The sequence below is a fragment of the Mycobacterium sp. genome (assembly GCF_035623875.1).
Taxonomy (GTDB): Bacteria; Actinomycetota; Actinomycetes; order Mycobacteriales; family Mycobacteriaceae; genus Mycobacterium.
Genome location: NZ_DASPSP010000161.1, coordinates 1 through 11,528, shown reverse-complemented (window position 1 = coordinate 11,528; position 11,528 = coordinate 1). Strand labels below are relative to the sequence as shown.

The window sequence follows — 11,528 nt, the reverse complement described above, 5'->3', positions numbered from 1 at the left end:
ACTGTCGTATCGGCTGCTGTCCTACCCCAAGCCGGTGGTCATGGCGTGCACCGGCCCGGCCATCGCGATGGGGTCGTTCCTGTTGTGCAGTGGCGATCACCGAATCGCCGCGCCGGGATACACCATTCAGGCCAATGAGGTTGCCATCGGCATGGTCGTGCCGTACGCGGCCTTGGCAATCATGAAGCTGCGTCTGACGCGGTCGGCTTATCAGCAGGCAGTCGGGCTGTCCAAGGTGTTCTTCGGCGAGACCGCCCTGGCCGCGGGGTTTATCGACGAGTTCGACCTACCGGAGCGGGTGCTTCCTCGCGCCGAGGAGGCTGCCCTGGAATTCACTAAGCTCAATCTGGGCGCACATGCGGCCAGCAAGCTGCGCGCCCGCGCCGATGCGCTAAAGGAGCTTCGCGCCGGAATAGACCAAGTGCCAGCCGAATTCGGCGTCCAGTAGAACCGGATGCCGAGGCCGAAGCAGCGCACCCCAGAGCTTCGCGATCGAGTGCTGCAGGTCGCGGTCTCGACATTGAATGAGGACGGTCTGTCGGGGTTCACTACCCGGCGGGTGGCCGAGCAGGCCGGCACGTCGGTGCCCGCGGTGTACGAGTTGTTCGGCGACAAGCCCGGGCTGCTGCGCGGGGTGTTCTTCGAGGGATTCCGGATGCTTTCCCGACGGTTGCTCGCCGAACCCGAGACCGACGACGCGGTCGCCGACGTGCAGCGGCTCATTCCGGTGTTCCGCCGGTTCTGCTTGGACTACCCGGCGCTGGCCCGGGTGATGTTCTCGCGACCCTTCCAGGATTTCGACCCCGGCCCCGAGGAACTCGCGATGTCGCCGTCGGTGCGAGAGATCTTCGTCGGCAGAATCAAGCGGTGCACCGATGCCGGGCTGCTCACCGGCGACCCAGTCGATATCGCGCACGTATTGCTCGCTCTGGCACAAGGTTTGGCCGTTCAGGAAGGTGGCCGCTGGCTGGGCAAGTCGAAGGCGTCGGTGAACCGGCGCTGGGAGGTTGGGGTGACCGCGATTCTGCGGGGCTTTGCGCGCTGAAGCTCCGGCCGCGCGACGATTCTGCCCCGGCGGCCTATGCCCACAGCTCGTTGGCTGGACGAAGACTCACCGCGTGTCGCGGACTGACCCCTACATCTGTTGCGCCGGCTTCAGCACGCTGAACACCGCGCCTTGCGGGTCGGTCAAGACAGCCGACCGCCCCACCGACGGGATGTCGAACGGCTCGACCATGACCTGCCCGCCCCCCTCGGCCGCCTTGGTCGCTGTGGCGTCGGCATCGTCGACCGTGAAGTAGACGTGCCAATGGTTAGGCACACCTTGCATTGGCGGTTCCGTGCAACCGCCGACATCGTTTCCACCGACCTTGAGCAGGGTGTACTTCTGACCTGGTGCCATCTCCACAGCGGAGTGCGTCAAGCCGACCACGGCCTCATAGAAGGCCAGCGCCGATTCCGGCTTGTCCGTGATCAATTCGTTCCAGATAGGCGCCCCTGGCTCGCCGACCAGCGTCGCGCCGATGTGGCGGTTGGCCTGCCACAGCCCCACGGCGGGGCCGGTCGGATCGGCGACGAAGGCCATCCGGCCGGCTTCGCCGATATCGACGGGTGCCATCAGCACCTGCCCGCCCGCGGATCCCACCTTGTCGACCGCCGCATCGACGTCGTCCACCGCGATGTAGGTGTTCCACATCGGTGGCCTGCCCTCTGGTGCACCCGGCGGCATCGGCGCGATCGCCGCCACCGTTTCTCCGTTCACCGTGGCCATGGCGTACACACCGCCTTGAGGCATCGGGTTGTCGTCGTAACTCCAGCCCAATAGCGATGCGTAGAACTGCTTAGCCGCGGACTGATCGGTGGTTTGCAGGTCGACCCAGTTCGGCGTGCCCTGGGCGTATTGGCTTAACTTAGGCATGATTCACCTTCCATCTGGCGAATGAATCGGCACCGGCCGGTGTAGCAGACGATTCGATCGAGGACTCCGGCATCGGGCCCGGTCGCAACGGTTCGGCGAAGGTCGCATAGCCACGCCTTCCGGCGCGACGAGCTTGCGGCCAACCCCCCAGCACATCCGGACACCGGCTTTCAAACTACCACCTGCCGACCGGTAGCGATAGCGAAATCCTAAGTGTGGAATCGAAATTCGAGAGAGAGGATGGCTGCTGGCGTGACTGCCGTGGAGGACCCGCGTTCGTTCCTGCATCGGTCGAAGACCAGGCTCTCGGCGACCAACTGACGCTGGGTTTTGAAAGTCGCGCCGCCGCTGAGCCGCGGGCTGTGCAAACGGATGCGGTCCTGAACGTCTCGTCGCATCCCGGGCGGCGCATCATGGAAGGGTGCGGATCGGAGTCGGGGTTTCCACCGCGCCCGACGCGCGGCAGGCCGCGGTGGAGGCTGCAGCGCACGCGCGCGACGAGCTCGCGGGTGAGGCGCCGTCGCTGGCCGTGCTACTCGGATCGCGATCACACACCGACAAGGCTGTCGACGTCCTCGACGCGGTCCAGCGGATAGTCGAGCCGCCCGCGCTGATCGGGTGCGTCGCCCAGACGATCGTCGCCGGCCGCCACGAGATCGAGGACGAGCCCGCGGTGGCGGTGTGGCTGGCGTCCGGCCTGGCCGCCGAGACGTTCCAGCTGGACTTCGCCCGTACCGGCTCGGGCGGCCTGATCACTGGTTACCGATTCGACCGGACCGCGCACGATCTGCACCTGCTGCTGCCGGACCCGTACACATTCCCGTCGAGCCTGTTCATCGAGCACCTCAACACCGACCTGCCGGGAACGACGGTGGTGGGCGGCGTGGTGAGCGGCGGGCGGGGACCGGGCGAGACCCGGCTGTTCCGCGACCACGGCGTGCTCACCTCCGGCCTCGTCGGCGTGCGCCTGCCCGGCGTGCACGGTGTCCCGATCGTGTCGCAGGGCTGCCGGCCGATCGGCTACCCATACATCGTCACCGGCGCGGACGGCGCATCGATCACCGAGCTGGGCGGCCGACCGCCGCTGCAACGGCTGCGTGAGATCGTCGAGGGGCTGCCGCGCGACGAGCAGGAACTGGTCAGCCACGGCCTGCAGATCGGGATCGTCGTCGACGAGCACCTGGCGGCTCCGGGTCAGGGCGACTTCCTGATCCGCGGGCTGCTCGGCGCCGACCCCTCGACCGGGGCGATCGAGATCGGCGACGTCGTCGAGGTCGGCGCGACCGTGCAGTTCCAGGTCCGTGATGCGGCGGGGGCCGACAAGGACCTGCGCCTGGCCGTGGAGCGGGCGGGAGCGGAATTGCCCGGGCGTCCGGCTGGCGCGCTGTTGTTCACCTGCAACGGACGTGGGCGGCGGATGTTCGGGGTCGCCGACCATGACGCGTCGACGATCGAGGAACTACTTGGCGGGATTCCGCTCGCCGGTTTCTTCGCCGCCGGGGAGATCGGCCCGATCGCGGGCCGTAACGCGTTGCACGCATTTACCGCGTCGATGGCGCTGTTCATCGACGACACGAGATGAGCTGCTAACCAACGAAATACGCCGTCGATCGCTTTCGCGTACGGGTCCAGCGTCTAGGCCGGAGAGTTGTTTCATCGATTGTCCTCAACTGGTGCAGTCATGTTTGTGGCGCCGGTGGCGCCAAGTTCGTGGCGATCCAGCCAACGCGACACGGCGCGGATTACCGCGTCGGGATCCTCGAGCTGTGGTGTATGTCCGACGTCATGGAGAATCTCGGTGTCCCACTTGGGATTAGCGGTGGCCGCAATGCGCGCGGCGGCGACGGGCACCAGCCGATCCCGATCGCCGTGGATGAGCAGCACCGGCTGCACAAGCGACCTCATCGTGTTCTTGAAATGACGCGGCCGCAGACCCGCCCGCACTATCGACCGTGCGGCCTGCAGGAAGGCGGCATCTTGGGAGGGCATGTGGCGGCGGCGGTGTGCGACGAGTTCGGTGGAGGCGTTCATCACCTCCGGGGAGCTTCGGCGTGTATCGGCGAAGCACAGGTTCACGACTCGTTCGACGAGCTCGCGGTCGGTTCTGGATCGTCTGCTGATGTCCATGAATGCCTCGCCGACGCCGGGAAGGGCGTACATCAGGAACTGTGCGGCGACCTGGGGGTCGGGGACCTCCGCGGGTCGTGGCAGTGCCGAATCGACCAGTACTACCGCGGCGACCGCCTGCGGGCTGGCGGCCGACTCCAGGATCGTAATCGCACCGCCCATCGAGTTACCCATCAAAATGACTGGGCTGCCCAGGATTTCATTGATGAAGCGGTCGAGTACCTTCGTGTTGGCTTCGATGGAGGTCCTTCTGCCCGCGGCAGGTGAGAACCCGAATCCGGGCAGGTCGATGGCGATCACTCTGTTGCGCTCGGTCAGCGGTCGAGCGATCCTGACCCAGTTCAGGTGTGAGCCACCCAATCCGTGCACCATGACGATCGGCGGAACCCCCGACGGCCCGCCGAAGTTCACCCAGTGCACCGGTCCGGCGATGTCGGTGAATTGACTGGCGCCGCCCCAGGGCTCGGCGAGTTGCGGTTGCATCATCTAGTCAGTCCTATTCGTTAGTTGCGCTGACGAGGCGAACCGCCAACTCGGAGTACAGCCGGGCCACCGCTTCGGGATCTGCGTAGCGCGCGGTCGGGAACCAGCGGCAGACGTCGACACACAGTGAAACGATGGCAAGGGTGACGCCCTCGGTGTCCGGAACCGCAAAAGACCCGTCGGCGACGCCGGCTTCCACAATCTCCCGCACATGCCGCGTCAGTTTGCGGCGCAGCCCGACGATCACTCGGTAGTGGTCCGGAGAGAGTGCTGTCAACTCGTACTCGACCACCTTTGATCGGCCGTGATAAGCCGCCTGCGTCCGGGCGAACTCGCCAACGACCGCCCGTAAGCGGTCGGCCGCCGATTCGCTGACCGGATCGGCGGCCTTTAGCCATTCGACAGTCTTTTGATGGCCCTCGTACGCAATGACGAAGAGCAGTTCTTCTTTGGATCTGTAGTGCGGATACATCGCGGCCGCGCTCAAACCGAGGCGTGCCGCGATGTCACGGGTGGTCGTACCGCCGTAACCGTGCTCGGCGAACGCCTCGATCGCGGCCGCCCTGATTCGCGCGGCGGCCTTAGAACTACTGACGACGCCTGCCGTTGTCACGCTCACCCGGTCCTCCGCATGCTCCGATTATAAGCGCGCGCTTATTTATAAGCCCCAATATCCTCGGTAGATCCAGGCTCAGTTCCGTGAGAGCCGTACTTCGGCGAGTTGCGGGCGAAGAAGAATCCGATCAAGAAACCGGCGGAAATACGACGTCCCAGTCACGGGCCATGCTCACCACAGTCCATCCCAGGCGTGCCCCGATGTCGGTGATCGGCTCGGTCTCGGCGAACGTCTGCGCCGTACTGGTGTAGTGAAATTCGCGCGAGGCGTCGTCGTGGTCGATCAGCAGGGCAAGGCTGGGAGGGCCGGCGGCCTGCGCCCATTCCAGCATCTCCCGGTCACCCCCGGAGTTGCCGGCGGCCAGGATCGGCCGACGGCCCAGCTGGGTCTGGATGTTGGCGACCTTGGCGCTGCCCTCATTCGCGACGCCGAGCAGGCCGCTGGTGCGCCGGACGACCGGCGGGCCTTCGCCGTCACGGCTGACGTCGTAGCCGATGAGCGTGCCCACCACCAACTCGGCCGGCACACCGTAGAGGTCGTCGCTGATCGCCCGGACGAACTCGGTGCCGCCGCCGGTGACGATCCCGACCGTGAAGTCGCGGCGCCGCAGCTCAGCGATGAGTTCTGACATCGGCTGATAGATCACCGAGCGCGTCGGCCGGCCTAGCGTCGGGTGCGCTGCTCTGCCCATGAATTCCCTTGCCGCAGAGGTGAACTCCTGCGGCGTCATACCCTCGAACAGACCGGCCAGGGCGAGCGCAATGCGTTCCAGCCCGACCCCCGCGACCGCCGCCCGATCACCACTGAGCAGGGCGGCGAACTCCGCACGCTCGCCGATCGATGGGTCCTCCGTCACCTGTTTGCGCAGCGCGTCGAGGAAGAAGTCGAACTGCACGTAGCTCGGCCGCTCGCACCACAGCGTGCCGTCGTTGTCGAAGTAGGCGACCCGATCGACGACCGGCACCTCCTCGGCCGCGGCCAGGAACGCCTCCAGCGCGTCCCGGGTGCTGCCGGGGCGCCAGGACGGCAGCGGGTCGTTGCGATCCATCGGAGTCGCTCAGCTGCTGCGGGTAGTGGCCTCCTGCAACTTGGCCATCACCTGGTCCATGCTGAAGCTCGCAGATTTCTGTCGCTGCGGAAACTCGACCAACGTCTCCAGCATGTTCGCGACGTAAGCCTGCGCCGGAACGAACAGGAAGATGTGGTCCAGCATCCAGTCGTAATACGTGTTCGACGTGACGTCGGCCCGCTCGTACGGATCAGTCCGCAGGTTGAATAGCTTGGGCACGCGCAGTTCAACGTACGGCTCCGCCCAGATCTGCAGGGTGCCCGTGCAACGCTGCTCAAGGAAGACGAACTTCCAGTTGTCGAAGCGCAGTGCGGTGAGGTCGCCGTCGTCGGAGACATAGAAGAAGTGGTTGCGCGGGCTCTCGTTGGTCTCGCCGGTGATGTACGCCAACTGGTCGTGCCCGTCGAGGTGCACCTTGTAGGTCGTGCCGTTCAGGTCTGTGCCCGCACGCAGCCGCTCGGCGATGTCGGGCACGCCTGCCGCCGACAACAGCGTGACGAACCAGTCGGCGTGGCTGACAATGCCGGTCAACACCGAGCCGGCCGGGATGTGCCCCGGCCAGCGCACCAGCGCCGGAACGCGGTAGGCGCCTTCCCAGTTGGAGTTCTTCTCGTTGCGGAACGGGGTCATGCCGGCGTCGGGCCAGCTGTTCATGTGCGGACCGTTGTCGGTGGAGTACATGACGATCGTGTTCTCTGCGATGCCCAGCTCGTCGAGCAGATCCAGCAGGCTGCCGACCGTGTCGTCGTGATCCAACATCGTGTCGTGGTAGCGCGACTGCCAGCGCCCAGCGCGGCCTACGCTCTCGGGCTTGGTGTGGGTACGGAAATGCATGTGCGTGGAGTTGAACCACACGAAGAACGGAGTCTCGGCGTCGTGCTGGCGCTTGATGAAATCGACTGCGGCGTCGCGGAATTCGCCATCGCAGGTTTCCATCCGCTTCTTGGTGAGCGGGCCGGTGTCCTCGACGCGCTGGGTGCCGTCGCCGTTGGCCCAGGTGTGCAGCACGCCGCGGGGCCCGAACTTCTTGCGGAACTCGGGATCCTTCGGATAGTCCGGCAGTTCGGGTTCCTCTTCGGCGTTGAGGTGATACAGGTTGCCGAAGAACTCGTCGAAGCCGTGCATCGTGGGCAGGTGCTCGTCGCGGTCACCGAGGTGGTTCTTGCCGAACTGCCCAGTCGCGTAGCCCTGCGCCTTGAGCGCCGTCGCGATCGTCGGGTCCTGCGCCTGCAGGCCCAGCGCCGCCCCGGGCAGGCCCACCTTGGTCAGGCCGGTGCGGTACGGGTTCTGGCCAGTGATGAACGCCGCTCGTCCGGCGGTGCAGCTCTGTTCCGCGTAATAGTCGGTGAACAGCACCCCTTCGGCGGCGACGCGGTCGATGTTGGGGGTCCGGTATCCCATCAGCCCGTTGCTGTAGCAACTGAGGTTGCTCTGACCGATGTCGTCGCCCCAGATGATCAGGACATTCGGTTTATCGTTCACTGGTTGGCCTTTCGCGGTTGAAGCCCCGATGCCTCGCACCCGGGCGCCAGCCGACGCTGGCGCGTACCAGGCCCCAACAGGGATCCTAGCTCCCGTTTCCGCCGTTCATCGAAGACACGAGATGAGCCGCTACCTGGGCGCTGGGCCCAGTGGCGTGTGCGTCACGTCTGCCACATCGGGCTGCCGAAGTACAGCAGTAATCTGGAGACCGACATAGATCTCGACGTCTGACCCGTATTTTGTCGGACCCTTCGAGGACAATGGATTCATACGGGAAACGACCACCGTCGCAAGGTGTACGTCACCGAGGGACGGCCGTGGAGGGACGCGCTATCACCGCCATGGCGCCGCAGTCGCCCTGCCCGACGTCGTTCGCCCGCTAGTTGGCTCACGAGATCCGGTCAACCCGCCGGGCGAACCAGCGCCGCACCACGTACGAGCGTCTGCTCGGCACGCTCTAAGGAAGGATGCCCAAAATGACCAACCCCGACCTCACCCTGATCGCGGCCCTACTGGACCGCTCCGGCTCAATGGAGAGCTGCAAGAGGGCCACCGAGACCAGCTTCGATGAGCTGATCGCCAAGCAGCGCTCCGAGCCCGGCGAGGCGATCGTGACGCTGTCGATGTTCGACGATGAGTACGACAACGTCTACGCCAACGTGCCCATCGCCGACGTGCGCCCGCTGAGTCTAGTGCCGCGCAACATGACAGCCATGCTCGACGCCACCGGCCGGTTCATCACCGAGATCGGCGAGCATCTGGCCAGCCTGCCCGAGAAACAGCGCCCCGGCCACGTGATCCTGCTGATCATGACCGACGGCATGGAGAACGCCAGCAAGGAGTGGACCTATGACGGCGTCAAGAAGCTGATCACCCAGCAGCGCGAGCAGTACAACTGGACGTTCATGTTCCTGGGAGCCAACATCGACGCCGTGCACGTCGGCGGCCGGATCGGGGTGCCGCAGGCCATGGCGATGACCTATAGCGCCGACGACGATGTCGCCGTGCACGCCGCCTATGCGTCGGCCGGTCGCGCGATGGCCTCCTCCCGCGCGGGGCTGGCTGCCGAGTTCACCGACGAGGACCGGCGTCAGGCACGAGGCGGAAGCGGCAAAAAGAAGTAGTCTCCACAGCTGTCGAACTCCGGTCTCCTGGCTCCTCCCGCGGTCCAGGACCAGGATCGACTCTGTTCGGCGTGCCCGGCATGTACCGGGGTTTCGATATCACGTTGCGGCACGACTATCTGGACGTGAAGAATCGGTGCCGGGCGGTTGGTGGTTCGGGCCAGGCACACGTCATCACCACCGCGTGCGCCATCCTCGTCGACGAAGGATTCGTGTAATCACCAGGAACACGGCATGATTCGCCCTCAGACCGGGCGCGCCGAAGTCATGGCCTAATAGGGGAATGCGAAGGCACCGACCCTTGTCACCGGACGGCATCAGGCAATGAGCACAGGAACCGACTGACCGCGTAGGCAACTGTGCACCGTCCTCACCGCGCACGAAGACGAGTTGGATAACGAGCTTTGGATCAACGATCTCCCGTTAGGTCGAACGGAAGGTTCAAACGGTGGGCGAGATCCGGCCCGCCGACTTTGCGGATAAAGTCCGGGTCGCCGCACACCACGAGCTCGTCGCGGGCCCGGGACAGGCCAACGTAGAGGCGTTCGCGGGAGCGTTCGAACGCTGACTCTTCGTTGACGACGAGCACAACTGCCCGCCGCTCAAGGCCCTTGAAACCCAGGACGTGACCGTAGAACACCTGCTCCGCATCCCAGAAGCTGTCCCAATAGGCGGCGTTGCCTGCGGCTTGACGTTCCTTCTGTTCGGGGTGTCGGGTGCCGGTGGTCAGCAGAGCGACGTCTTCTGGGCGCCATCCTTCTTCCAAGAGCTGCTCGACCTCGCCGTCACCGACGTCCATTGCGTCATCGCGCGAGCACGCCACGAATTTCACGGCGGGCCCCTCGCCGCCAAGGAAGCGCATCGGGTGATCGACGAGCGGCTGGAACGCATTCGCGATCTGCCTCGTGTTGCGCACGTTGTGGTCGAGGATCAGCGGCACTAACGGAACCGGTGGGGAGCCGTGACGGTTGAAGACGCGCTGACCCTCATCGGAAAAGACATAAAGGCCGCCAGCCTCGTCGTCCTTAAGAGCCGCAAGGAGCGGATCCCACCAGGCATCCGCGAAGTCCTGCGCTTCGTCGACGACGATCGAGTCGTATCGATGGCCGGGCTCCAGTTGGGCTGCGAGCTCGGCCATCTGAAGCGGGAGGTCGTGTTCCCAGAACTGCACAGTCTCCTCAGTCCGCAGTGATTCGTCGGGTCCTTCTGGCGCGCCCCACAGGACGCCGAGAGCGTGGAACTCGCCGACGTAGGCAGGCCGCTGACGCCGAGGCCAGGCAGCGCTGATGCGCTCAAGGTAGGTGGCCAGGCCATGGGAGTAGCAGACGAGTCCGACCCGTTGACCCCTTTGTGCGAGTCGGCGGGCCTGCTCCATGGCGAGGAAGGTCTTGCCGCTGCCGGCACCACCGCGCACCTCGACGCGATGGATAAGACGGATGGCATCGAGGATGACGGCCTGATGTTCGGTGAGCGCGTCGGCGGCATCCTCGTTGGCGAGGGCGCGGGCGACGACGTCGCGTTGCGGTAATCCCCTGCCGCTCAACGCCGTTGTGAGCTGGCGGATACCTTCCTGGGTGAGCAGGGGTCGGTCGATCTCCTGGTGGGCGAGAATGTGGTGAAGCTTGTGGACTAGGTTAGGCAGGTCCGTCCGGTCGATGATCTTCCAACGGGGGCATTCGGGCAGCGAGAAGTCGTCGGGAAGTTGGGTGTTGGGCAGGACGACGACGTGATCCCAGCGGGGCCGTTTGAGTGTCCATCGTGGGTCGCTTTCGACGTAATCACGGAGTGCGTAGCACGCTTCCCGGGCTTGGCGGACCGGCTCAATGTGGACGTGCTTGCCGCCGCGGAGCTGGCACCAGCCGGCGCCGTCGTGCCACACCTCACCACCTTTGACCTCGAGGCAGACTATGCCGGCGCCCTCGATCGCGACGACGAAGTCGACCTCGTGATCCTTCAGATGGTCGGTGACACGCTGACCGGGAATGACGAGGTCATTGGGCTGCAGCTGCTCGATCAGCGCCTGGTAAACGCGGCGCTCGGCGCGGTTGGCGAGACGTGGCGTTTCGGTGGGAGTGATCGTCATGCGGGCAGAACCACCACAACTCCGCACAACTGCTGCTGTGCCCTTTGAGCATCGACGAATACCGATTCCTCCGCGACCGCCATCCCACGATTGAACAACGCTTGGATGACGGCCGTTGTAGGCACCTACTGCTACGTTGGAAATTGCTCACGAGCGGACGGCTGTTCGGGTACCTGGCCCGCCGTCCCGGCAACCGCGCTACCACCGCACGGTGCCCCAGGGGAAGAGCCGGCACACCCCGTGTGTGCAAGAGGTGGACGTCCGAGGGTGGCGTCGCCAGGAATGACCGAACATGCTCAGCTTCGCCGTGTGTCCTTGGTGGGCGCCACCGCGGTGACCACCTTTAACCGCTCGCGTCGCGCACCGCCAGGACCGGCCAGGGGTCGCGCACACCCTTGAGTTCGTGGCTGCCGCGGTCGTCGAACGCGATCCTCGATCCGAGGACCAGCGGCGGGATCACGCCCGACACGAGTACCTCTCCAGGTCCCGCGAGCGCCATGATGCGCGCGGCGATATGGACCGCGATCCCGTGCACGTCGCGGTCGATCATCTCCACCTCGCCGGTGTGCAGGCCGGCGCGGATGTTGAGTCCGAGGTCTTGCACCGCTTCTCGGATCGCGCACGCG

The 11,528-nt window shown here is 65.4% G+C and carries 13 protein-coding genes and 1 riboswitch; of the genes, 5 read left to right on the top strand and 8 right to left on the bottom strand.

The window, feature by feature from the left end; all coding sequences use genetic code 11:
- Both VEI45_RS13015 and VEI45_RS13010 read left to right on the top strand, forming a co-directional pair.
- Window positions 1-448 (top strand): crotonase/enoyl-CoA hydratase family protein (locus VEI45_RS13015; RefSeq protein ID WP_324853775.1); only part of this gene is annotated, 448 nt, incomplete at its 5' end.
- Between the two features lie 6 nt (window positions 449-454).
- On the top strand, window positions 455-1,045 hold the full coding sequence (locus tag VEI45_RS13010) for a TetR/AcrR family transcriptional regulator (RefSeq protein ID WP_324853773.1): 591 nt from the start codon (window positions 455-457) through the stop codon (window positions 1,043-1,045).
- A gap of 90 nt (window positions 1,046-1,135) precedes the next feature.
- Here the strand turns inward: VEI45_RS13010 and VEI45_RS13005 are convergent, their stop codons facing one another.
- Window positions 1,136-1,918 (bottom strand): VOC family protein, encoded by a 783-nt coding sequence (locus tag VEI45_RS13005; RefSeq protein WP_324853771.1) that lies wholly within the window; start codon window positions 1,916-1,918, stop codon window positions 1,136-1,138.
- Between the two features lie 421 nt (window positions 1,919-2,339).
- Between VEI45_RS13005 and VEI45_RS13000 the strand changes: the two genes are divergently transcribed.
- On the top strand, window positions 2,340-3,500 hold the full coding sequence (locus VEI45_RS13000) for an FIST signal transduction protein (RefSeq protein ID WP_324853769.1): 1,161 nt from the start codon (window positions 2,340-2,342) through the stop codon (window positions 3,498-3,500).
- Window positions 3,501-3,571: 71 nt separating this feature from the next.
- On the opposite strand, the gene VEI45_RS12995 is transcribed toward VEI45_RS13000, so the two are convergent.
- The 4 genes from VEI45_RS12995 to VEI45_RS12980 all read right to left on the bottom strand — a co-directional run bounded on the left by VEI45_RS12995 (window position 3,572) and on the right by VEI45_RS12980 (window position 7,695).
- Window positions 3,572-4,531, bottom strand: coding sequence for an alpha/beta hydrolase (locus tag VEI45_RS12995; protein WP_324853767.1), 960 nt, complete (start codon window positions 4,529-4,531; stop codon window positions 3,572-3,574).
- Between the two features lie 10 nt (window positions 4,532-4,541).
- Window positions 4,542-5,147: a TetR/AcrR family transcriptional regulator gene (locus tag VEI45_RS12990; protein WP_324853765.1), complete on the bottom strand. Its 606-nt coding sequence runs from the start codon at window positions 5,145-5,147 to the stop codon at window positions 4,542-4,544.
- Window positions 5,148-5,271: 124 nt separating this feature from the next.
- Complete coding sequence (locus VEI45_RS12985; protein ID WP_324853763.1) at window positions 5,272-6,192, bottom strand: HAD family hydrolase; 921 nt, start codon at window positions 6,190-6,192, stop codon at window positions 5,272-5,274.
- 9 nt (window positions 6,193-6,201) lie between these two features.
- Window positions 6,202-7,695: an arylsulfatase gene (locus tag VEI45_RS12980; RefSeq protein ID WP_324853761.1), complete on the bottom strand. Its 1,494-nt coding sequence runs from the start codon at window positions 7,693-7,695 to the stop codon at window positions 6,202-6,204.
- Window positions 7,696-8,171: 476 nt separating this feature from the next.
- Here VEI45_RS12980 and VEI45_RS12975 point away from each other — a divergent pair, with 476 nt between their 5' ends.
- A complete protein-coding gene (locus VEI45_RS12975; RefSeq protein WP_324853759.1) occupies window positions 8,172-8,819 on the top strand; it encodes a VWA domain-containing protein in 648 nt (215 codons plus the stop codon).
- 71 nt (window positions 8,820-8,890) lie between these two features.
- Window positions 8,891-9,037 carry a hypothetical protein gene (locus tag VEI45_RS12970; protein ID WP_324853757.1) on the top strand — a complete coding sequence of 49 codons (147 nt, stop codon included), beginning with the start codon at window positions 8,891-8,893 and terminating at the stop codon, window positions 9,035-9,037.
- Window positions 9,038-9,228: 191 nt separating this feature from the next.
- Here the strand turns inward: VEI45_RS12970 and VEI45_RS12965 are convergent, their stop codons facing one another.
- The 3 genes from VEI45_RS12965 to VEI45_RS12955 form a co-directional block, all read right to left on the bottom strand.
- A complete protein-coding gene (locus VEI45_RS12965; RefSeq protein ID WP_324853755.1) occupies window positions 9,229-10,902 on the bottom strand; it encodes an NERD domain-containing protein in 1,674 nt (557 codons plus the stop codon).
- Window positions 10,899-11,027 carry a hypothetical protein gene (locus tag VEI45_RS12960; protein ID WP_324853753.1) on the bottom strand — a complete coding sequence of 43 codons (129 nt, stop codon included), beginning with the start codon at window positions 11,025-11,027 and terminating at the stop codon, window positions 10,899-10,901. The genes VEI45_RS12965 and VEI45_RS12960 overlap by 4 nt, the downstream gene beginning before the upstream one ends.
- A gap of 20 nt (window positions 11,028-11,047) precedes the next feature.
- A riboswitch (SAM riboswitch) is annotated at window positions 11,048-11,161 on the top strand.
- 84 nt (window positions 11,162-11,245) lie between these two features.
- Window positions 11,246-11,528, bottom strand: a 283-nt coding sequence (locus VEI45_RS12955) for an adenylate/guanylate cyclase domain-containing protein (protein ID WP_324853751.1), incomplete at its 5' end; no start/stop codon positions are given.